Source organism: Streptomyces sp. NPDC002156, assembly GCF_053593675.1.
In genome coordinates this window covers 1-21964 of record NZ_JBSFDA010000018.1, presented here as the reverse complement: position 1 = coordinate 21964, position 21964 = coordinate 1, and the positions used below count along the sequence as shown (strand labels likewise).

The following is a 21964-nucleotide window of genomic DNA, read 5'->3' as shown; positions in this document are numbered from 1 at the left end:
CGCCCTCGGCCCCAAGCATGGCCTCAGGGGAACAGCGACAGAACCCGTCGGTGGAGCACCTCCCGGGAAGACATGAGAGCCATGACGTTTCTTGCGGGGTCCGCCGGCCGTCGCCGGACAGGGCGCACTCGACCGGCGTGCGTGCGATCGGCATGACCGACGACGAGCGGCCGCCGCGCTGTCTGGTCACCGGCGCCACCGGTTACCTGGGCGGCAGGCTGGTGCCGGAGTTGCTGGCGGCCGGGTACTCGGTACGCTGCCTGGCCCGCTCGCCCGGCAAGCTGCGGGACCATCCGTGGGCAGGGCAGGCGGAGGCCGTGCGCGGGGACGTGACGGACGAGGCGTCCGTGCGCGCGGCCATGGAGGGAATGGACGTCGCGTACTACCTGGTGCACGCGCTCGGCACCGGGCGGGGTTTCGAGGAGACCGACCGGCGCGCGGCCAGGATCTTCGGGGAGCAGGCGCGTGCTGCCGGGATCCGGCGGATCGTCTACCTCGGCGGGCTGACCCCTGCCGGCGTACCCGAGCACGCGCTCTCACCCCATCTGCGGTCCCGTGCCGAAGTGGGCCGCATCCTCCTGGCCTCGGGCGTACCGACCGCCGTACTGCGGGCAGCCGTGATCATCGGGTCGGGTTCTGCCTCGTTCGAGATGCTGCGCCATCTGACCGAGCGGCTCCCCGCGATGGTGACCCCGAGCTGGGTGCGCACCCGCATCCAGCCGATCGCCGTCCGCGACGTGCTCCGCCTCCTCGTGGGGTGCGCGCGGCTGCCGTACGACGTGAACCGAACCTTCGACATCGGCGGGCCGGATGTCCTCACGTACCAGGAGATGATGCGGCGGTACGCCGCCGTCGCCGGACTGCCGCGACGCGTCATCGTCCCCGTTCCGCTGCTCACTCCCCGGTTGTCCAGTCTCTGGGTCGGTCTGGTCACCCCGGTGCCGGGCGCTCTCGCGCGCCCGCTGGTCGAGTCGCTGAAGCACGAGGTGGTCTGCGCCGAGCGGGACATCGTCCGTTACGTGCCGGACCCGCCGGAGGGACCGGTCACCCTCGACCGGGCGATCCGGCTGGCTCTGCGGCGGGTGCAGGACGCGGACGTGGCCACCAGGTGGTCCTCGGCCTCGACTCCCCGCGCCCCCAGCGACCCGCTGCCGACCGACCCCGACTGGGCGGGCGGCAGCCTCTACACGGATCACCGCGAACGTACGGTCGCGGCGTCGCCGCAGGCGGTGTGGCGGGTGGTGGAGGCGATCGGCGGCGAGAACGGCTGGTACTCCTCGCCGCCGGCCTGGGCCCTGCGGGGCTGGCTGGACAGCCTGGTGGGCGGTGTCGGCCTGCGTCGGGGCCGCCGCGACGCGACCCGGCTGCGGGTCGGCGACAGCCTGGACTTCTGGCGAGTGGAGGAGATCGAGCCGGGCCAGCTGCTCCGGCTGCGCGCGGAGATGCGACTGCCGGGCCTGGCCTGGCTGGAGATGACCGTCGACCGGGACCCCCAGGGCCGCACGGTGTACCGGCAGCGGGCCCTGTTCCATCCGCACGGCCTGGCCGGGCACGCCTACTGGTGGGGCGTGGCACCCTTCCACGCCGCGGTCTTCGGCGGCATGGCCCGCAACATCGCGGCTGCGGCCGAATCGGCCGCTCCCGAACCGGCCCGCACCCACTGAGGGGTATCGAGGAACCGTGCACGTCTCTGTTGCCCTGTTCACCGCGGACCTGCGGGTGCACGACAACCCGGTCCTACAGGCCGCTCTGAGGGACGCGGAACGCGTGGCCCCGCTCTTCGTCGTCGACACCGGCATCCGCCGCGCCGGCTTCGCTGTCCCGAACCACCAGTGGCTCCCGCCCTCAACGACAAGCGGCAGCAGAACCCACTGATAAAGCCACGCAGGAGTCGTCCACGGCTTCCGGGCTGTCCGGGCTGAATTCCGCGGCGGAGAAGTCCGTGGCGTGGTGGCCGGTTCGAGAGCTGGGGTGAACTCTCCGCGGTCGTCGTGCAGATCGCGCAGGCGGCGCACAAGCCCCAGAGCTTCTCGCGCGGCACGTGTACCTGCGGTCTCGGTGCTCCGCCGGCGTACAGCCCTCCGCCGTGGCGAGCCCACCATCAGCACGCCATGCCCCTTTGCCACCTGGCGCGCGGGCGCGCCGCCGTACCCGCGACCGGGGATCACCGAACACCCTTCACGTGCACGGATGTTGGCGCGCCGACAGCCCAACTGCCCCTGATTACACGTGTTCTGTTGCCCGAAAGGGACAGAGGTTGTGCGAATGCTGTGCGAGGAGGTCACAGGGTGATCGGATGTGTTGCATTTGGTGCGTCGGGGGAGCCCGGGGCCCGTGGGGCTCTCGGGGCACTGACCATGAGGAGGAACAGAAGTGATCCGTGTCTCGCGCGTGACGGCCGCTGTGGCAGCGGCCCTCGCGCTGGCGTTGGCGGTGCCGGGTACGGCGCTGGCGGCGCCGGAACCGGAGCCCGGGGGGCCGTCCGCTCCCGCGTCTCCGGGACTTCCCGAGGGCTGGCTGACCACCGGCTCCGGAAAGTCCGCAGAGCTGGTGTGGCGCTCGCCCGAGAAGGTGCCGGTGGGCGATGCCCAGGTCGAGTTCCGCAGCGGGGAACGCCTGTTGGGCATCCCCAGACCCGCCGCGGACGGGCGCACCTTCCGGCTGCCGCTCGACGGGGTGCGCCTCGGAAGGTCGGACGACCTGCGGGTCGAGGCCGCGGGCCGCCGTCTGGACGCGGCCGGAGCGAACGACGCGGCCAGTGAGCGCCGCAGATCTGACAGCTCGTCAGATCCGTCGCGCCTGCCCCGGACGGCGACCGTGAACAAGGTCGACCCCGGCGTGCCCGGCTCGTTCCGTACGACCAGCGGTGAGTACTCCCTGCCATCGGTCCACCTGCCCGGCTACGACACCGAGGTGGAGATGAAGGCCGTGGTGGTCGCGCCGGAGGACGCCACCGGCAGCCGCCCGCTGGCACTGTTCCTCCACGGGCGCCACGTGACCTGCTTCAGCGGCGACGACGCAACCCTGGAGTGGCCGTGCCCGGCCGACTACGAGTCGGTGCCGAGCTACCGCGGTTACCTCCACGACCAGCAACTCCTGGCCTCCCAGGGCTATGTGACGGTCTCGATCTCGGCCAACTCCGTCAACGCCCAGGACTGGCAGGCCGACGACGCCGGCGCCCAGGCCCGCTCCTCGCTGATACGGCTGCACCTGGCCCACTGGGCGGACTGGGCCGCCGACCCGTCCACGGCCCCCGAGGTCGTACGACGGGCGCCCCGCGCCGACCTCGGCCGTGTGCTCCTGGTGGGCCACTCCCGTGGCGGTGAGGGCGCCGACAGGGCCGCGCTGGACAGCCTCACCCCGCCGCCCGCCGGCCAGGACGGCTACCACGGCGAAACCCGCTGGACGATACGCGGAACCGTCCTCATAGGCCCCACGATCTTCGGCCAGAACCCCGCCCCCGACGTGCCGTCGGTGACGATCCTGCCGGGCTGCGACGGAGACGTCATCGACCTCCAGGGCGAGTACTACGTCGACGGCACCCGTGGGGTCAGCCGCGGCAAGGCCCTGCACAGCGCGGTCTACATGACGGGTGCGAACCACAACTACTTCAACAGCGAGTGGACCCCCGGCCAGGCCACGGCACCGGCCGACGACGACTTCTCCTACGGCGGCGACGAGCACGACCCGCTGTGCTCGCCGGACACCGCCACCCGGCTCACCGCCGAGCAGCAGCAGAAGGCGGGCTCGACGTACATAGCCGCCGCGGCCCGGCTGTTCGTCGCCGGTGACGACCGGACCCGCCCGCTGCTCGACGGCTCCCCGGCACGTGCCGCCTCCGCAGGCCCCGCCCGCGTCCTCACCCACGCAGTCGGCGCCGCCCGCGCGGGAGCCTTCCTCCCCGACTCCTCCGCCACGGTCGACGGCGGCGGCCGGCTGTGCGCCCAGGTGGACCCGGACCCGAACGTCTCCTGCCTGAACCCCGCCCTCATCACCGCTTCCCCGCACTTCGCCCAGTGGCGGAGGGCGGTCCCCGGCAAGGAGCCGGACCGGTACGCGCTGGCCATGACCTGGAGCCGCCCCGGCACCGCCACCGATCTGAGCCCCGCCCACCCGGTCTCCCTGCCCGGCGCGGCCTCGCTGAGCCTGCGCGTGATCGTCCCCCCGAACACCACCGGCACCGAACTGGACGTCGCCCTCACCGACACCTCCGGCAAGCGGGCGGACCTCGGCCGGGTCCGCGTCGACGGCGTGCCGGGCACCTCCCGCACCTCCTCCTACTGGGCACGTGAGGTCCGCGTACCCCTGTCCGCCGCCACCCGGGAGCGCATCGACCTGGGTCACGTCAAAACCCTCCACCTGACCCCGCGCACCGAGTCCGGTACGGCATGGCTGGTGGACGCCTACGGCTGGCGCCCCGGCACCCCCGTCGTCGAGCCCGCGCAGCTCGCGCGCGTGGACGTAGGCCACCTGACCGTCATGGAAGGCGACTCCGGCACGCGCACCTACCAGGTGCCGGTACAGGTCTCCGGGTCGGGCGTCGGCGAGGTCCGGCTGTTCGTGGCCGAGCCGGGCAGCGACCACCTGGTCGCACGTACGGTGAAGGTCAGGGCGGGCACCCGAGTCGACGTGCCGGTGACGGTCGAGGGCAACACCCGCTACAGCTCCGACGACCTCCACCGGGTGGCCGTCAAGACGGTACGCGGCGCGGTGGTCGGCTCCTACCTGGGCGGCGTCACCGCGCAGAACGACGACCCCCAGCCCACGGTGACCATGGCACCGGTCGCGGACCAGGTCACCGAGGGCCAACCGCTGGTCTGGCGGATCACCCTCTCCGCCCCCGCCGACGTGGCCACATGGACGGACCTGCAGCTGCTCCCCGTATCCGACGGCACCGAACTGTCCACAACGGACGTCCCCGCGACCTGGCTGGACGAGTACTTCGGTGCCTCACCGGACCCCGAACGCCCCCTGTCCGCAGCCCTCCCGGACGGCACGCTGCTCATGTCCGAAGTACCCGCGGGCAGCCTGAGCATCGACATGTCGGTGCCCACCATCACCGACCACCTGAACGAGGACACGGAGTCGCTACGACTGCGCCTGTGGACCTACGACACGAACGGGGAGGCGATCGAGGGCCCGGAGTTCACCGGCACGGTACGTGACGCCGCTTAGCGGAGCCCCCGTACCGTCCGAGGCTCCATGAGGTGCCGTCGGCCCTCCCGCTCCTGGTGGGAGGGCCGACGACACTGCCACGCTGCCCACTGCGACGGCGCTCATCGGACGCGGGCAACCGGGCCGGCGCGGTCCCTGGTCCGGGCGACCGCACGTACGTCCGGGTCGCTGCCACATGGCCACCGTCCCTACTCGGCCTTCCCGCCGCCGGTCTTGCCGTTGCCGGTCCCGTTTTCCGCGCCGTCGGAGTCGTTGCCGGAATTCCCGTTGCCCGAGGTGCCGGAGTTGCCCGCCGTGCCCGTGCCGGCGTCCGCGGCGCCCTTGCCGGATTTGCCCCCGTCGCCGGACCTGCCCGGTGCGGCTGTCGCCTGCGCCAGTTGCTCGGCGCAGTACGCGTCGACCTTGCCCCCGCCGCCCGCCGCCGCGACGAGTCGCTGCCAGGCCGTGGCGTCGAGCGCCTTGCCACGGTCCTTGACCTGCTGGTAGGCGCGGCAGTGGGCCTCGGTGTCCTGGGCGGCGGCCGATCCGTCCGTCGGTCCGACGCCGCCGGAGGAAGCCGACGAGGTCTCACCGCTCGGCCGTGCCGGGGCGGACATCGAGGGGTGAGCGGTCTTCCGGCCGGCACCGGCGCCGTCCGTGGACGAGCCGGCCGAACCGATGGCCGCGACGGCGACACCGCCCAGGGCGAGGCTGGCGAACACGGCGGCGAACGTCGTCTTCACACGGCGCGCGGTTCGCCGCTCCGCGGGCAGTCGCCAGTCGTCCCGGCGCCGGGTACGTGCCCGATGCGCGTCCGTGCCACGGGTGGCCCGGAAGGCGGCCACGGCCCGCTGCTCGGCCTCGGGGGCGAGATCGGCTCCGCGCAGGACGGTGGCCAGCGCCGTCTCCAGCGCGGTGTCGTCACGCACGTCGCACACGTCCCACGGGGCGGACACGGGGTCGTCAGGGTGCACACATCGACGGCCCGGCACTCCGTCGCCGCTCAGCCGTTCACCCATGTCCGCTTCCGTTCCTGTCCGACATGTTCGATTCACCTGGCGTTCCGGGCCCTGCTGCCCGTCCGCCGGCCCACTGCCGCGGGCGTCGTTCACTTCGACTCCCCCAGCGTCCGGGACGCCTCATCCGTCACACCCTCTGCCACCTGGCCCCCGACGCCCAACTGGTGGGCGAGGCGTTTCAGACCTCGGTGGGCGGCGGTGCGCACCGCTCCCGGGCGCTTGCCGAGGACGCGCGCGGCGGCGGGACCGTCAAGGCCGACAACGACTCGCAGGAGCACGGCTTCGGCCTGGTCCTTCGGCAGCCCGCGGACCAGTTCCAGGGCCCGCTCGGTGGAGAGGGTCTCCAGCGCCTCGTCATGGGTGCTGTGCCGGCCGGGCAGGTTCAGGACGTCCTGTTCGGTCCCTCCCGACCGGGGCCGCACACGCTGGCGGCGCAGATGGTCCAGTGCCCGGTGCCGGGCGATGGTCGCTGTCCAGCCGCGGAAACCGGCCCCGTCCCCCTTGAACCGTCCCAGGTCACGGGCGATCTCCAGCCAGGCGTCGGACGCCACGTCCTCCGCGTCCTCGCCGACGAATCCGCGCAGATAGCCGAGCAGGCCCGGCTGCACGATCCGGTAGGCGACCGCGAAGGCGGTCTCGTCCCCGTCCTGGGCCCGCGCGACTGCCGCGCCCAATTCCCCGTCGTACGTCTGCACGCGGCGGGATTGCCGTGCCTGGCCCAAGACTGTCCTCGTTCGCACCTGGTTCAAAGCGAGTCCGTTCTGTCCGGCGAGCCCCGTTGGCATCGACGGCCCCATTGAGACCAGCGCGCGTTCTCACGGAAGTGTCACCACGCAGCAGGCGTCCCTCACGTGGTCGTCGGAGCTCCTGCCATGTGGGCGGCGAGGCCGTGAGGGCCGTCGGCAGCTCCAAGGAAACGGCGACGTAAGGACGTTGAGCCGATCCGTACGCCGGACCGGACGGCGTCACGGCTCAGCGAAGTCCGGCGAATCCGGTGCTCGGACACCCGTTCGCAACCCGTGCCGTCCCGGACGGGTGACGTATCGCGCCGGCCGTGCGCTGTGTGAGTACCGAGTCCGCACCGGACCACCCGACGGTGATCGGTGATCGCCAGGCCGGACGTCGGTGCCACGACCACTCCCGGAACTCTCTCCGCGCCGCTCTGGTCCCCCCGGGAGCGACATGGAGAGGGACAGGGGCGGCCGGACCCGGACCACTGCATGGGGTCCGGCCGCCCCGCACGCCGTTCGGACCGACGGCGGACGATCACCTCACCCGCGTACGCCCCGAAGCCGCGCAGCAGGGTCGGCAGGTGATCTGTCACCCGGTTCTCCGGGGTTCCGACAACCGGCGCAGAGCCGCCTCCCACCTTGCCGCACGACGGCCGGGGGGCTTCCGGAACACGGCGTGCGCCGGGCGGAGTGATGCTCCGGCGTCCCCGTGCGCTCCTTCTGTGATGAGCCTCTACTTCCACTTGCGAGCGGTGCGGCCTCCGGCACTGCGCAACAGCGCGACCTGGCTGGAACGGCTGTTCGTGGACGACTCGGACACCGTCCGGCACCTCGTCGGCCGGCGCCACGAGGAGGTGCTGGACAACCGATGTCTGGACCAGGAACTCCTCTACGCCGGCGATCCCCCGCACCACGCGGAGGACCGACCCCAGGCCCAGGTGGTGCTCGGCGGCCGGCCGGTGTTCCACCTCGATCGGTACAAGCCGCCGTTCCTGGTGCTGACGGCGGGCCAGGCGCACCGGGTGGCCAGATTCCTGACGACGGCCGACTTCGACACGCTGTGGGCCTTCGCCCGCGACGAACTGCTGCCGCGCTACGGCGGCGTCACCGCGGAGCCCGACACGCGGGGCGTTTTCGCGGCGGCGCATCGGGAGCTGACGGAGTTCTACGCGCAGACGGCCGCGTGCGGAGACGCGGTGGTGAAGTGGCTGCCGGCCTGGAGCACGCGGCACGCGGACTCCTCCACGGCCACCGCCGAGCCCGATCAGGAGACCCTGGCTTCCGCGCCGTACGCCGGCCGAGCCGCCGCAAGGCATTCCGGGTACGGCCCGACGCCTCTGGAGATCCTCGACAACAAACGAAATCCAGGCCGCTGACCTGGGGTTCCATCATGGATCGGGAGACGGGAACCGAACTCGCACCCCCGCTGCTCCGAGGACGACAGAGGACGACCTCGGCCGCGCCCACCACCCGTTCCGTGACCGGGGCCACGGAACGGACGAAGTACGGCCCGTTCCAGGTGCGGCTCACCTTCGCCGGCAGCCGCATCACCGGGGCGACCGCCGTCCGGTTCCCCGACGGGACGGCGCGGAGCGCGGACATCGACCGGGCAGGCCTCTGATCCGACCTGGCAGAGCCGTCCGGCCGCGCTCCCTCACCAGTGCCTCTCGGGACGGTGGTGTTCCCCCTTGGGCTGTGACAGCCACCGGGCGACCGCCTCCGAGATCGGCTGGCCGGTCGCCAGCTCGACGAAGCCGAACTGGCCGCCCTGGTTGCACTCCAGGAACCACCAGATGCCGTCCTCGTCCTCGGCGAAGTCGAAGGCGGCGTACGCCAGTCCGGCAAGGGCGACGTAGTCGAGCACCGGTTTGCCGATGCGTTCGGGTACCGGGACCGCCTCCCAGGCGTGCTCGGTGTCGCCGTAGCGCCCGTCGACCTGGCCGGGCTCGGCCGTCTTCCGCGCGGCGAACAGCCGGGTACCGACGCAGGTCAGACGAATGTCGGCGCGCTTGGGTACATACCGCTGCAGCAGGGCGGGACCGGCCGCCACGGCGGAGAAGTCCGCGTCGGGGCCGATCAGGGTGGTGGGCAGGGCCAGTCCGGGATCGCCGGGTGGCGGCCCGGAGGCGGACTTCACCACCACGTCCCGGTGGTCCTCGGCGAACTGCTGTGCCAGGCGCGGCGAGGTGGTGAAGACCGTCGGTGGTACGGCGAAGCCGCTGAGGTGAGCGACTCTCAACTGCCATGGCTTCAGGCGGGCCTGGTCGGCGTTGCGCGGATGGTTCATCCATCGCGTGGAGGCGGAGTGGAGCATTCCGAACAGGGCCTGACGGGTCTCGGCGGTCAGCCACGGCGAGGGGTGTGCCGCGTGCGCGGCCGGTTCGCCGGGCCTGCGCACCCATACGGAGCGCAGACCTCTCGTGCTGAGCACACGTCCGTTCACCGACAGGTGGCCGTCGAAGTCGCCGTGGGCGTAGCCGACGGACAACACGGCCTTGCCCGGCAGATCGGCGGGGTCCAGCCGTATCGCGGGCGTCCCCGTCTCGTGCAGCTCGGCCACCACCATGTCGGCGGTCACGTCCTCCTCGGACGTGAGGATCAGCACGGTCATGCGGCTACCGGTCGTCAGTCGTCGAAGTGGGTCTGGGAACCGGCGGTGGAGGTCGTCGTGCCGGTCGCCAGGAGCAGGTCCCGGTCGCTGACGGCCGGGCGGCCGTCGGGAAGCACGTTCAGCTGGCGCGAAGCATCGAAGCGGTACGGCGTCACCACAGGTCGAAGCACCTTCGGGGAGGTGTAGTTGAGGGTGAACGGTCGCACTTGAGACCTCCAAAGTCGCGCTTGCCTGCGTACAGTCCCTTACGCGCTTGTTGCGTAAGGAATTCATCACTTTCTGCCACATCCGGGTGAAGGTCATCACATTGCCTGTCGCCCTCATTCGCATCGCCTGCATCAGTGCATCGCTTGCCTGCGCCCTCCCCACGAGTCACCCATCGAATTGAGCGCCCTTAACGTCACTGGGCCGCCAAGGGTGACGGCATCCTCACTCCCGGGCGATCTCCGCGACTCCCATCTGTGTGCTGCGGCCAATGGGCTGCCGGTCGGTCGAATGCCGCGTGCGCCCGCACGGACTGCCGTGCCCGGACACGGTCGGGGCTGTCCCCGCGGCGGGGCGGCGTACACGCTGGATCCGGCCGGCTGGCCCTGCCGCGCAGCCCGAGTTCGTCGAGCGTCCACCGCAGTCGGTCGACGGCGGTCTGCTCGCGCTCCGGGGGCAGCCGAAGGGCACGCACTCGCAGGGGCACTGCAGCGCACCGCCTGTCATCCGGAACGCGAAGGGGTCACCGGCCGGCGGCAGTGGCGTCCGCCGGCGCCACACCCCCTGGAACCGCGAGAGGCAGGTGATCACGTCTGGTAAGCGACGTTCGTCATCATCCCGGCCTCGCCGTGGTAGGCGTTGTGGCAGTGCAGCATCCATTGGCCGGGGTTGTCGGCGTCGAAGAAGACGGACAGCTTCTTCTTGGGCAGGACGATCGCGGTGTCCTTACGGGGACCGGAGTCACCGAGCTGGTAGGTGTGGCCGTGCAGGTGCATCGGGTGCCACATGGTGGTGTCGTTGACGAAGTCCAGCCGTACCCGCTGGCCCTCCTCGATCAGGATCGGGTTGGCGTCCGGGTCGGCCATGTCGAAGGGCTTGCCGTTGATGGCCCAGTTGTAGTGCATCATGCCGCCGGTGAGCCTGATCCGGTGCGTGACGTCGGTTCTTGCGGACTGCAGGCGTACGTCGTCGGCTGCGCGGAGTTGGGAAGTGGTGATGATCAGGCCGCTGAGTTCCTTCGGCCGTACGGCCGCCGACGGTGCGCGGCCGGAACCCGTACGGACCAGGGCCAGGCCGCCCGTGTCCTTGCCCTCGGCCGCGGCGACCAGGGGGAAGACGCCGTCACCGAGGGTGACCAGGACGTCGTAGCGTTCGCCCATACCGATGAGCAGGGCGTCCACCTGCCGGTGTTCGACGGGACAGCCGTCGGTGTGGGTGATGGTCAGCCGGTGGCCGCCGAGCGCGACCCGGTAGGCGGTGTCGGAGCCGGCATTGACGATCCGCAGCCGCACCCTGCGGCCGGGCTTGCCGGAGTAGACCTGCGGGTCGGTCGCCACCCGGCCGTTGATCAGGTGGTGCGGGTACTTCACGTCGCCGGCGTCGCCGCCGAGCAGGTCGCTCTCGGCGCCCATGAGCATGAACTTCGACGACATTCCGCCCGACGAGGACGGCGACGGGGACGCCGCGTCCTCACCCATGTCCGCCATGTCTCCCATGTGATGCATGCCGTTGCCCTCCATGCCCGAGCCGGAGGCGCCGCCCATGTTCATGCCGCCCATGCCCTGCCTGAGTTCGGCGAAGACCTCGTCGGGGGTACCGGTGACGCCGTCGACCCAGTCGTCGAGGACGACCACCCATTCGTCGTCGTACGCCAGCGGCTCGCGCGGGTCCTCGACGATCAGCGGGGCGTACAGGCCGCGGTCGAGCTGGACGCCGACGTGCGGGTGGAAGAAGTACGTGCCGGGGGCGTCGGCGATGAACCGGTACGTGAAGGTACTTCCGGCCCGCACCGGGGTCTGGGTGGCGGGCGGCACCCCGTCCATGTCGTTGCGCAGTGTGATGCCGTGCCAGTGGATCGAGGTGGCGGTCCTGCCCGGCAGCTGGTTCGCGAGTTCGGCGACCAGGGTGTCCCCGGCGGACAGCCGGGTTTCCTTTCCCGGCGTCCGGCCGTCGAAGGCCCAGGTCCTGGCCCTGACGCCGCCGCCCAGGTCGAGCAGGGCGGGCGCCGCAGCCAGGGTGATCTTGTGCTCCCTGCCGGTGCCGGCCCGCTTCTTCTCCACGCGGGCGACGGCGGAGCCGGACGGGCTGACCAGGCCGGGGGTGCTGCCGCCGGAGTCGCTGCAGGCGGCGAGCGCGCCCGCGCCGGCGGCGCCGAGTCCGGCGAGCAGGACGGAGCGGCGGTTGATGCTGTTCACGATGTGTGTCCTCTTGTTCGAGCTGCATGCGGGTCGCGGACGCGAGACGGCACACGGGTGCCGTGGACGCGGCCTAGATGCGCAGCTGGGAGAGGACCGACAGGTCAGGCGGCGCGCGGCCGATCGTCCCGGCGGACACCGGGCCGGCGTGGACCTGGTCCGGGTTTGCCGACTGCCCGGCATGCCCCGGCGACGGCACGGCGAGCTTGACCACCTCGATGCTCGCGGTGCTGCAGTGCTGCATGCCCGAGGTGGCACAGGCGCTGTGGGGAGAGCTGTGCGCGGACGGACTCGCGCCGAGCACGTGCGTGTGGGCGGCGGCGGACCTCATCGGCATCGCGACAGCGGACGGAGAGAAGGCCATGCCGGGCATGACGTGCCCGGCATGCGGGGCCGAGGGCATCGAAGTGACGGCGACCGCGACGGTCTCGTGGTGGACCAGCACGGCCAGGGCGGCACACAGGGCGATGACGACGCCGCGCGCCCAGCGCACGACGCCCGCGCGGGCTGCCTGTGCCGCCATCGCCTCCACCCGGACCTCTGCTCTCCGAGCCCCGTGGGCGGGAGCCCGTCGCCCCTCAATATACCCCCGTGGGGTTTGCCTGGCCTCTGGGTCGTGGAGGCGGTCACAGGCGCAGGACCAGGCTCTGCCGGATGTCGCGCACGGTGGCCCGCAAGATGCCGAAACCGTTGTTTGCAGTCGGTGAAGTGCCGTGGGCCTGAACGAGGTTGGTTCCTCCAGAGGGCAGCCGCACCCGCGGGATGGCTTGATTGCGCGGTGCTCTCGTCGTTCGAGGCGAGAGTGCTTCCGGGAGAGGGTTAGGATCACGGCGTGATTACGGCCTGGTCGCCTTCCGGTGTGCAGCGGAGCCGCTCGACAGCGGTTCTGTGGCGCATGGTGGGCCTGGGCCTGTTCCTCTTCGGTCTGCTGTATACGCATGTCGTCAGCCCCGATGCGACGGTACGTCACATCTCGTCCGGCGAAGGCGTCGCGGTGTCCGACGCTCACTTCACGCCCACCGTGGACCACGAAACGGTTGCGAGTGCCACTTCGGCACTGTCCCCGGGCGAGATTCCCCTCGATCCCTCGGGGGGCCACCACGAGGGTCACGGGCAGCACCACGCCGGTGGGGAGTGCGCGCTCGGGCAGCCTTCGCAGGGGCCCGGTGCCGGTGTGCCCTGCTTGTCCGGGCTGAGCCCGGCGAGCGATGACGACGGCCTGTCACGGCCGGTGCACGCCCATCACGCCGCAGCCCGGGACTTCGCAGCCCCGGTAGCGCATGCGGCGGAATCCGCGGTTCTCCGTATCTAGGTCGGCGCCTTCTGGCGTCCGACCTCCTCCGCCTGGCGTTCTTCGGTGCGGTGCGGGGATGGTCGACGACTGTTTCCACCACCCCCCACTGAACCCTGCTCTGCCGTGATCCTTCCGGCCAGGGCAGCGCCGCACGGAGAACTTGTGCTCCCCACGCCTGCCACCGTCCCCATCCATGCCCACACGGCGTGTTCGCTCCGGAAGAACCGATTCGTCTGGGCCGCGCTGTACGCCCTGCTGTTCGCGATGCTGACGTGTCTCAGCGATCAGTTCCATACGTCGGAGCAGCCGTACGGTCACTTGGCCGCCGCGTCGAGTGAAGCCCCGTCGCCCCCGGATGACTCCGAGGACGAGATCCTCGACGCATCGGACACTCCCGACCGTTGCCACGATGCCCCTTCCGAGGCAGCCGCGTTCTCGAAGTCCTCGGCTCGTGTCTCATCGCCTGCGACCGCCGCCGCGTCGCTGACGGACGCGGCAGGCCGCCTCTCGCACGATCCCCATGGCGCCGCGCGAAGACTCCCGCCGAGTGGCGGCCGGTCCGCTCTCATCTCTCTCTGCCAGTGGCGCATATAGGCCCGTCCTGGCAGGTCGGCCCCGGCCGGACCCGCCGCGCGCCGCGCACTCGCCGGCGCGCGAGATGAGCATCCGCACGCGTCCGCATCGAACGAGAGCGAAAGAGATGCACTCTCTGACCACGAGTGACTTTTCCCCCGCCGTCTCCACCCTCCCCGGGCTGGTCGGCAACACCCCTGTTCTGCGCGTATCCCAGCCCTTCTCCCCGCCCGACCGCGGCTTCTGGGCCAAGCTGGAGGGCTTCAACCCCGGCGGCATCAAGGACCGTCCCGCCCTGCACATGGTCGAACGGGCCCGCGCCCGAGGCGACCTGCGCCCGGGAAGTCCGGTCATCGAGTCGACCAGCGGCACGCTCGGCCTCGGCCTGGCCCTGGCCGGAATGGTCTACGGACACCCCGTCACCCTGGTCACCGACCCTGGCCTGGAACCGTCCATGACCCGGCTGCTCACGGCCTACGGGGCCACTGTCGACATGGTCCCCGAGCCGCACCCCACCGGCGGCTGGCAACAGGCCCGCCGTGACCGGGTCGACGAACTGCTGGCACGAAGCCCCGGAGCCTGGTGTCCCGACCAGTACGGCAACCCGGACAACGTGTCCGCCTACACCCCGCTCGCCCTCGAACTCGCCTCGCAGGTGGGCCACATCGACATGCTGGTCTGCAGCGTCGGGACAGGAGGCCACTCCGCGGGCATCTCGCGCGTCCTGCGCCAGCTGTACCCCGAGATGCGGCTGGTGGGCGTGGACACCGTCGGCTCGACCATCTTCGGCCAGCCCGCCCGGCCCCGCCTGATGCGCGGCCTCGGCTCCAGCATCTACCCGCGCAACGTCGCCTACGAGAACTTCAGCGAGGTGCACTGGGTGGCTCCGGCCGAATCCGTCTGGGCGTGCAGGCAGTTGGCCTCCTCGCACTACGCCACGGGCGGGTGGAGTGTCGGCGCGGTCGCGCTGGTGGCCGGCTGGCTCGCCCGTACGGCCCCTGCGAGCAACCGCATCGTGGCGGTCTTCCCCGACGGACCCCAGCGATACCTGGAGACCGTCTATGACGACGAATACTGCGCCGAACAAGGGCTGTTGGGGGTGACGCCCGCACCAGAACCGGAGGTGGTGGGCAGGCCCGACGAGAAGGAAGTCATCCGCTGGACCCGCTGCACGACGGTCAGCGACCCCGTCTCCCTGATGGCGGACGCAACCGGAACCGAAGGCGGGGCGCGGTGAAGACGACGCTCACGCAGGTCCGCTCCTACGAGCGCAGCGTCCAACTGCTCATGGTGAACCAGTTCACCATCAACCTCGGCTTCTACATGCTGATGCCGTACCTGGCCGCCCACCTGTCCGGCTCCCTCGGCCTGGCCGGCTGGCTCGTCGGACTCATCCTGGGCGTACGGAACTTCAGCCAGCAGGGCATGTTCCTCATCGGCGGCACCCTGGCCGACCGGCTCGGCTACAAGCCGCTGATAGTCGCGGGGTGCCTCCTGCGCACCGTCGGCTTCGCCACCCTCGGCCTGGTCGACTCGGTTCCCGCGCTGCTCGCCGCCTCGGCGGCGACCGGCTTCGCGGGGGCGTTGTTCAATCCGGCCGTACGCGCCTATCTGGCGGCCGACGCGGGGGAGCGCAGGATCGAGGCGTTCGCCCTCTTCAACGTCTTCTACCAGGCCGGCATCCTGCTCGGCCCGCTGGTGGGGATGCTGTTGACCGGCTTCGACTTCCGGATCACCTGCCTCGTCTCGGCGGCGGTCTTCGCGCTGCTGAGTGTCGTGCAGATCCGCTCGCTGCCCACCCGGCGGGCGGACGACGCGGCGAACGCGAAACCCGACGGGCGCGAGCGCGTACTGGCCCAGTGGGCCGGGATCCTGCGCAACCGCGCGTTCCTGCTCTTCTCGACGGCCATGATCGGCTCGTACGTCCTGTCCTTCCAGGTCTACCTGGCGTTGCCACTGGAGGTCCGACGCCTGGGCGGCGACGGTGAGTTCGGGACCGCGGCTGTCGCTGTGCTCTTCGCGGCCTCGGGTCTGGCCACGATCTTCGGCCAAACCCGGGTGACCGCCTGGTGCAAGGCCCGGCTGGAGCCTGGACAGGCCCTGGCCTGGGGGCTGTTGAGCATGGGCGTGGCCTTCGTGCCGCTGCTCGCGGCGACGGCCCTGCCCATACCGGACGACGGGCTGGGGCGCCGGCTGCTCGCCGCCGTCCCGCCGACGCTGGCCGCGCTGCTGCTGGCGCTGGGCACGATGATCGCGTACCCCTTCGAGATGGACACCATCGTCCGGCTCTCCGGCGACCGTCTCGTCGCCACGCACTACGGCCTCTACAACACCATCTGCGGTGTCGGCATCACCTTGGGCAACCTGCTCACCGGGGCCGCCCTCGACGCCGCGCGGTCGGCCGGCATGTCCGCACTGCCCTGGCTGGCGCTGCTCGTCCTGGGACTGGCCTGCGCCGGGTCCCTTTACGGACTGGACAGGGCCGGCCACCTGACCCGCGAGGTCCCCGAGCCTCAGCCGACGGCGGTCTGACCCGGAACCCGCCCCCGGGGCGGGGCGAGGGGCTCAACGCCGCTCGCCCCGCCCCACGAAGGTCAGGACCAAGAAGGAAGCGGTCAATCTCGCCCTGCGCTTCTACGCCGAGCAGCAGGAGCGTGCGGCGCGCATCAGCCGTCACTTCGAACGTGCGCGTGAGTGGGGTGCCGTCGAGGACGCCGAGCGCCTGCACCGGGCGGAGAAGCACAGCCGGTGATCTACCTGCTCGACACATCCGGCCTGGTCCGGCTGCTCCGCGATCCAAAGCTGCAATCGGCCTGGTACGACGCGATCGATGCCGGGGCCATCGCATCCTGTTACCTGCAACGCGCCGAGTTCCTCCACAGCGCCCGGAACGGACGCGAGTACGACGAGATCACGGAGATGTTCACTGATCTCTACCCGGACGTGCCGGTGCCGAAGAACGCGGGGCGCTGGATCGGCGCGGTGCAACACCGCATGGCCCAGGCTGGGGAACATCGCAGTGCGTCGGCGGTGGACCTCGTCATCGCCGCCACCGCGGCCCATCACGGTCTGACTGTCCTCCATGACGATGCCGACTATCGCGCTATCGCCCGTCATGCATCAGACCTGAGCGAGCACAAGGTCCACGACATCGTCTGAGGTGCCTGCGCCGCCCCACAGGTTGTAGACGGGGAAGTCTTCCGAATGGGCGGCCGAGCGTTCTCCCGCTACGACCCGGCCGCAGACCGGCGCCCCTGCCCGTACCGCCCGTCGTCAGTGCGCGCTGGATCGGGCGCCGCGCAGGAACAAGGCGCTGGTGAGGGTGCCGAGGAGCACGATGGCGGCGTTCACCGCGATCGCGACCTTCAGACCGCCGAGGATGGCCGAGGCTCCGCTGCCGGTCATGGCGGCGGTGGTGACGGCGCTCATGATCGGCGTACCCATGGTGATGCCGACCTGCTGGGTCATGGTGGCGAGGCCGGTGGCCAGGCCCTGTTCGTGGTCGGCGAGGCCCGAGGTGGCGGTGACCATGAAGCCCACGATCACGAGCATGTTTCCGACCCCACCGGCGAAGGTGGCGACCAGCACCAGCCACATCCACGAGCGGTCGTCGCCGAGGCCCAGCAGGGACACGGTGAATACGGTCTGCAGGATGCCGCTCACGATCAGCGTCTGCCTGGTGCCGATCTTCCCGATGACCCGCGGTGCCGCGGATCCGCCCACGACCGTTCCGATGCCCAGTACGCCGAAGGACAGGCCAGCGGCGAGCGCGGAGAAGCCGAGCACTTCCTGCAGGTAGAGCGTCAGCAGGAAGACCAGCGAGGTCTCGGTGAGGAACGCGATCAGACCGGCGACGTTGCCCCAGGCCACGGAGCGTTTGCCGAGCACACTGAGCGGCACCAGCGGCGCGGACACCCTGCGCTCGACGACGTAGAACACGAACAGCAGCGCCACACCCGCCGCCAGCGGCAGCAGCGCGTCCACCGACCCCCAGCCCTTCTCACCGGCCTGGGTGAGGCCGAAGACGATGGCCAGCAGGCCGAGCGTGACGCTGACGGCACCGGGCAGGTCCAGCTTCGGGCGCTCCTCGGGCCGGGACTCCTTGATGACCGTCGGGGCGATGACCAGCACGGCGAGGGCAACGGGCACGTTGATGAAGAACGCCCAGCGCCACGACAGCAGGTCGGTCAGCAGGCCGCCGAGGACGGCTCCGGTGGTGAACCCGGCGGACATCAACGCCCCGTTGAGGCCGAGCGCCTTCTCGCGCAGCGGACCCTCCGGGAACGACGTCGTCAGCAGCGACAACCCGGCCGGGGTGACGGCTGCGGTGGCCAGACCCTGACAGACGCGGGCCGCGATCAGTACCTCCGGGCTCTGAGCCAGGCCGCCCACGAGCGAGGCCGCACCAAGGAGGACGAGGCCGCCGAGAAACAGGCGGCGACGGCCGAACAGGTCCGCGACCCGGCCGAAGAGCAGGGTGAAGCCGGCAGCGCACAGCGCGAAGGAGGTGGCGATCCACTGCAGGTGCCCGAGCGAGAAGTCGAGGCCCTCACCGATCACCGGCAGCGCCACATTCAGGATGGAGAAGTCCACGGCCAGCATGAACTGGGAGGCGAGCAGCAGCACCAGGACGAGCCGGAGCCGGGGTGTGAGCACGGTTGGTGCTGGGCCGACGGCGGTGCCGGACGCGGTACCGGCCGCCTCCGCATCAGTGACAGACATGACGTCGAGTCCCTTTCTTCTCACGCGCGGCTACGGCTACGCCTGCTACGGCTACGGAGAAGAGGCTCGTCGTTGCCCGGACCGCCAGCCAGAACCCTGTCCCGCACAGCCGGCGGGAGGGTAGTCATCACAGGACCACCCTCACGGCCCCCGCCTTCGGAACAGACGGGCATCATGGGAAGTCAGTGGCCCAGCGGCCACGGCCTGTCGCACTCCGCCGACCTGGAGGCATGGATGGACGCCCGGTCCGAGTTGGGAGACTTCCTCAAGTCCCGCCGCGCCGCGCTCCGCCCCGAGGACGTCGGCATCACCCCGCCCCCGAACCGCCGCCGCGTCACCGGTCTCCGCCGTGAGGAGCTGTCGATGCTCGCGGGCGTCAGCATCACCCACTACACCCGCCTCGAACAGGGCCGTGCACTCAACGCCTCCGACGGTGTGCTGGAGTCGATCGCCCGCACCCTGCGCCTGTCCGACGACGAGACGGCCCATCTGAAGGACCTCGCCCGCCCAGCCGTCGCCTCGCCCCGGCCGACTCCGCCCCGGGTGGCGCATGCCAGCGCCTCGGCCCGGCAACTGCTGGCGGCCATGAGCGACGTACCGGCCCTCGTCCTGGACCGGCGCAACGACGTCCTGGCCTGGAACCGGATGGGGCACGCCCTGCTCGCCGGACATCTGCCGCCCGAGAGCCCCGACGCGCCGGCCACCCGCCCCAACCTGACCCGGATGCTCTTTCTGGACGAGCAGTACCGGGAGTTGTTCACGAACTGGAACGAGGAGGCCCAACTCGGCGTGGCCTCCCTGCGCCTGGTCGCGGGCCGCCACCCCGACGACCGTTCCCTCGCGGAACTCATCGGCCAACTCACCATGAACTGCGACGAGTTCGCATCCCGCTGGGCCCGGCACCCGGTACGCACCTGCACGTCCGGGGTGAAGCACCTGCGTCATCCGATGGTCGGCCCGATGGACCTCAGCTTCGAGAACCTCGTCATCCCCGGTGCTTCCGGCCAACGCCTTATCGCTTACACGGCCGAGCCCGGCTCCCCGTCGGAGGCGGCCCTGCGGCTCCTCGGCAGCGCGACGGCTCCGGTGGCGGAGGACCCGACCGCGGTACGGCGATGACGCGAGGTCCAGCAGCGCATGGCTCGCCGTCCAGGAGAGCTGCGGTGGGCCGTCCACACAGAGGGCACGCCACCCCCGAACCGGACGAGACAACAAACAACCCCCAGGCCGCTTACCTGGGGGCGATTTCTGGAGCGGGTGACGAGAATCGAACTCGCACCCTCAGCTTGGGAAGCGACGGCGCTTGGGCTGGTACATGGCTTCTGACCTGCGCGGATTCATTCTGCCGCTGCAGGCGTGAGTGCTTGGTGACACCGCTGTCGACCGTGTTTGTCCGCTCTTACGGGCACGCTGTGGGCGCGGGAGTGGGAGGGGCCGGCAGCCGGGCCGTACAGCACGCAGGGCATGCACCGACCGGACCGCATCGTGGACCCGTAAATGTTGGTGACGTATTCTTCTATGTACATCACCAACATTTCGTGGGAGGCATGGCATGTCCGTGACTCAGATCGACATCGACGACGACGCCCTGGAACGCGCCATGGCGCTGGCGCACGTCCGGACCAAGAAGGAAGCGGTCAATCTCGCTCTGAACTTCTACGCTGATCAGCAGGAGCGTGCGGCGCGCATAGGCCGTCACTTCGAGCGGGCGCGCCAGTGGGGTGCCATCGAGGATGCCGAGCGTTTGCACCGGGCGGAGAAGCACAGCCGGTGATCTACCTGCTCGACACATCCGGCCTGGTCCGGCTGCTCCGTGAGCCGAAACTGCAGTCGGCCTGGTATGACGCGATCGATGCCGGGGCCGTCGCGTCCTGCTATGTGCAGCGCGCCGAATTTCTGTACAGCGCCCGAGACCGTCGCGAGTACGACGAGATCGCGGAGATGTTCTCCGACCTCTGTCACGACGTGGCAGTACCGAAGAACGCCGGACGGTGGATCAGCGCGGTGCAACACCGCATGGCCCAGGCCGGGGAGCATCGCAGCGCCTCGGCGGTGGACCTCGTCATCGCCGCCACTGCTGCCCACCATGGCCTGGCCGTCCTCCACGACGACGCGGACTACGGCACCATCGCCCGGCACGCATCTGACCTCACCGAGCACGACATCCACGACGTTGCCTGACGTGCCTCTGTCGCCCGACAGGCCGCGGATGGTGGGTTCTGCGAACAGGGGGCCTGTGGTCGTCGGTGGACCGGCCGGCAGCTTGGTCGCCGTAAAGCCTCGGATCCATGCCGGAGGCGATGGACGAGGCACCCTCAGGACCGGGTTCCAAGCGAACAGGTCGAGTGGACGGCGCGCGAGGATGAACCCTGTGGACGACCTTCTGGTGTTCCTCCGTGCGCGCAACGAGGAAGACAATCACGCGTATGCCCATATCGCGCACACCTTCGGTGGCGAGGCCCTCCTCGGCAGCCATCTGCCCATGCTCGACCTGATCGACATGCTGGCGCGAGACTTCAAGGGGATGGCTCCCACGGACCCGCGCACTGTTGGTCTTGCGTACGCGCTTCGCGTCCTCGCCCAGTCGTACGCCGAGCACCCTGGCTACCGTCAGGAGTGGCGACCCTAGCGGTCAGCCCCGAGGCGGCCCCACTGGTGTGCTTGCGATGCGTACTCTCCGTGGCCGTACGCCAACGCCAATTGAGCAGCCACGGATCCGGGATCGCGGGCGCCGCTGTTGACCGTAGTTGTCCGCTCTTGCGGCACGCTATGCGCACGACCTGCAAGCAGTTCACACGTCCGCTTGACGTTGTGACCGTCTCGCTTCTCCGCCTCACTGTTGGTCAGACCATCGCGCTCGCCCGCCTCGACCTCGGCCTGGCTGCCCCACAGCCGCACCGCGGTCTCGGTCAGGTCGAAGTCCTTGGCGATCAGACCGACCGAGCGGTCACCACGTCGGCACAGCTCGACGATCTCGGCCTTGAACTCCGGCGTGAACGAACAGCGAGGCCGAGGCTTCTTCTTCCCCATGCTCTGCATGATGGACATCCTCCCGGGGACTGCACCCCTGATCTCGGATGTCCGTCAAAGCGGATCAAGCCCATGGGACGGCGCCGGACGGGGGCGAACGAGACCAGAACTGAGACCAGCGCCAGCTTTGAGCACCTGGCGGTCGCTCATGTCCTGGTGGGCGTCGGAGGTCTGGCCGAGGATGAAGCTGCGGTCGAAGACGTGGCCGGGCTGGATGGCGCCGGACGGGCCGAGACGGGTCAACGGGCTACCGGGGCGACCGGCGCGGCCGCCCGCGGGCTGGCGACGACTCTGGGCGTTCGACGGTGGTCGGCCCCGCGCTGCGGGCCCGGCCTCGGTCGGCCGATCAGAAGTAGGTGGGCAGGCGTGGGGTGTAGGGGGCTTCCAGTGCGGCGATCTCGTCCTCGGTGAGCGTGAGGTCGAGCGCGGCG

20 protein-coding genes are annotated in these 21964 nt (G+C 70.6%); 12 read left to right on the top strand and 8 right to left on the bottom strand.

All coding sequences use genetic code 11. The features are described from left to right. Positions 1 to 152 precede the first annotated feature (152 nt). The 3 genes from ACWCRB_RS10870 (at position 153) to ACWCRB_RS10860 (ending at position 5175) form a co-directional block, all read left to right on the top strand. Positions 153 to 1664 carry an SDR family oxidoreductase gene (locus tag ACWCRB_RS10870; RefSeq protein WP_450995789.1) on the top strand — a complete coding sequence of 504 codons (1512 nt, stop codon included), beginning with the start codon at positions 153 to 155 and terminating at the stop codon, positions 1662 to 1664. Between the two features lie 16 nt (positions 1665 to 1680). Further along, positions 1681 to 1875 (top strand): deoxyribodipyrimidine photo-lyase, encoded by a 195-nt coding sequence (locus tag ACWCRB_RS10865; RefSeq protein WP_450995735.1) that lies wholly within the window; start codon positions 1681 to 1683, stop codon positions 1873 to 1875. 498 nt (positions 1876 to 2373) lie between these two features. Next, positions 2374 to 5175 carry an alpha/beta hydrolase family protein gene (locus tag ACWCRB_RS10860; protein ID WP_450995734.1) on the top strand — a complete coding sequence of 934 codons (2802 nt, stop codon included), beginning with the start codon at positions 2374 to 2376 and terminating at the stop codon, positions 5173 to 5175. A 188-nt stretch (positions 5176 to 5363) separates the two neighbouring features. Here the strand turns inward: ACWCRB_RS10860 and ACWCRB_RS10855 are convergent, their stop codons facing one another. Together ACWCRB_RS10855 and ACWCRB_RS10850 are read right to left on the bottom strand one after the other, a co-directional pair. After that, the gene (locus ACWCRB_RS10855; protein ID WP_450995733.1) at positions 5364 to 6173 is read right to left on the bottom strand and encodes a hypothetical protein; all 810 of its coding nucleotides are present in this window, start codon (positions 6171 to 6173) and stop codon (positions 5364 to 5366) included. An 89-nt stretch (positions 6174 to 6262) separates the two neighbouring features. Continuing rightward, positions 6263 to 6868, bottom strand: coding sequence for an RNA polymerase sigma factor (locus ACWCRB_RS10850; RefSeq protein ID WP_405536140.1), 606 nt, complete (start codon positions 6866 to 6868; stop codon positions 6263 to 6265). 761 nt (positions 6869 to 7629) lie between these two features. Between ACWCRB_RS10850 and ACWCRB_RS10845 the strand changes: the two genes are divergently transcribed. Next, positions 7630 to 8280 (top strand): DUF1877 family protein, encoded by a 651-nt coding sequence (locus tag ACWCRB_RS10845; protein ID WP_450995732.1) that lies wholly within the window; start codon positions 7630 to 7632, stop codon positions 8278 to 8280. A gap of 101 nt (positions 8281 to 8381) precedes the next feature. Beyond that, positions 8382 to 8525 (top strand): hypothetical protein, encoded by a 144-nt coding sequence (locus ACWCRB_RS10840; protein ID WP_450995731.1) that lies wholly within the window; start codon positions 8382 to 8384, stop codon positions 8523 to 8525. 33 nt (positions 8526 to 8558) lie between these two features. On the opposite strand, the gene ACWCRB_RS10835 is transcribed toward ACWCRB_RS10840, so the two are convergent. The 4 genes from ACWCRB_RS10835 to ACWCRB_RS10820 form a co-directional block, all read right to left on the bottom strand. Beyond that, positions 8559 to 9515, bottom strand: coding sequence for an MvdC/MvdD family ATP grasp protein (locus ACWCRB_RS10835; RefSeq protein WP_450995730.1), 957 nt, complete (start codon positions 9513 to 9515; stop codon positions 8559 to 8561). Between the two features lie 14 nt (positions 9516 to 9529). Next, positions 9530 to 9721 (bottom strand): putative ATP-grasp-modified RiPP, encoded by a 192-nt coding sequence (tgmA, locus tag ACWCRB_RS10830; protein ID WP_369036844.1) that lies wholly within the window; start codon positions 9719 to 9721, stop codon positions 9530 to 9532. A gap of 585 nt (positions 9722 to 10306) precedes the next feature. Continuing rightward, positions 10307 to 11914 carry a multicopper oxidase family protein gene (locus ACWCRB_RS10825; RefSeq protein WP_450995729.1) on the bottom strand — a complete coding sequence of 536 codons (1608 nt, stop codon included), beginning with the start codon at positions 11912 to 11914 and terminating at the stop codon, positions 10307 to 10309. A gap of 73 nt (positions 11915 to 11987) precedes the next feature. Then, positions 11988 to 12437, bottom strand: coding sequence for a hypothetical protein (locus ACWCRB_RS10820; RefSeq protein WP_450995728.1), 450 nt, complete (start codon positions 12435 to 12437; stop codon positions 11988 to 11990). Positions 12438 to 13908: 1471 nt separating this feature from the next. Here ACWCRB_RS10820 and ACWCRB_RS10815 point away from each other — a divergent pair. The 3 genes from ACWCRB_RS10815 to ACWCRB_RS10805 all read left to right on the top strand — a co-directional run bounded on the left by ACWCRB_RS10815 (position 13909) and on the right by ACWCRB_RS10805 (position 16940). Then, positions 13909 to 15018: a PLP-dependent cysteine synthase family protein gene (locus ACWCRB_RS10815; protein WP_450995727.1), complete on the top strand. Its 1110-nt coding sequence runs from the start codon at positions 13909 to 13911 to the stop codon at positions 15016 to 15018. After that, positions 15015 to 16313, top strand: a complete 1299-nt coding sequence (locus ACWCRB_RS10810; RefSeq protein ID WP_450995726.1) for an MDR family MFS transporter — start codon at positions 15015 to 15017, stop codon at positions 16311 to 16313. Before ACWCRB_RS10815 ends, ACWCRB_RS10810 begins: the two co-directional genes overlap by 4 nt. A 216-nt stretch (positions 16314 to 16529) precedes the next feature. After that, positions 16530 to 16940, top strand: coding sequence for a PIN domain-containing protein (locus ACWCRB_RS10805; RefSeq protein WP_450995725.1), 411 nt, complete (start codon positions 16530 to 16532; stop codon positions 16938 to 16940). A gap of 114 nt (positions 16941 to 17054) precedes the next feature. Here ACWCRB_RS10805 and ACWCRB_RS10800 read toward each other — a convergent pair whose 3' ends face one another. Further along, positions 17055 to 18503, bottom strand: coding sequence for an MFS transporter (locus tag ACWCRB_RS10800; RefSeq protein WP_450995724.1), 1449 nt, complete (start codon positions 18501 to 18503; stop codon positions 17055 to 17057). A gap of 234 nt (positions 18504 to 18737) precedes the next feature. On the opposite strand from ACWCRB_RS10800, the gene ACWCRB_RS10795 reads away from it, so the two are divergent. The 4 genes from ACWCRB_RS10795 (at position 18738) to ACWCRB_RS10780 (ending at position 21132) form a co-directional block, all read left to right on the top strand. After that, entirely contained in the window at positions 18738 to 19622 is an 885-nt protein-coding gene (locus ACWCRB_RS10795) for a helix-turn-helix transcriptional regulator (RefSeq protein ID WP_450995788.1), read from the top strand. 433 nt (positions 19623 to 20055) lie between these two features. Next, a complete protein-coding gene (locus tag ACWCRB_RS10790; protein WP_450995723.1) occupies positions 20056 to 20277 on the top strand; it encodes a type II toxin-antitoxin system VapB family antitoxin in 222 nt (73 codons plus the stop codon). Then, a complete protein-coding gene (locus ACWCRB_RS10785; protein WP_450995722.1) occupies positions 20274 to 20684 on the top strand; it encodes a PIN domain-containing protein in 411 nt (136 codons plus the stop codon). The genes ACWCRB_RS10790 and ACWCRB_RS10785 overlap by 4 nt, the downstream gene beginning before the upstream one ends. 190 nt (positions 20685 to 20874) lie before the next feature. Further along, a complete protein-coding gene (locus ACWCRB_RS10780; RefSeq protein ID WP_450995721.1) occupies positions 20875 to 21132 on the top strand; it encodes a DUF6221 family protein in 258 nt (85 codons plus the stop codon). On the opposite strand, the gene ACWCRB_RS10775 is transcribed toward ACWCRB_RS10780, so the two are convergent. Continuing rightward, positions 21129 to 21542: a transposase gene (locus ACWCRB_RS10775; RefSeq protein WP_450995720.1), complete on the bottom strand. Its 414-nt coding sequence runs from the start codon at positions 21540 to 21542 to the stop codon at positions 21129 to 21131. The two genes, ACWCRB_RS10780 and ACWCRB_RS10775, sit on opposite strands and share 4 nt — an antisense overlap. Between the last annotated feature and the right edge of the window lie 422 nt (positions 21543 to 21964).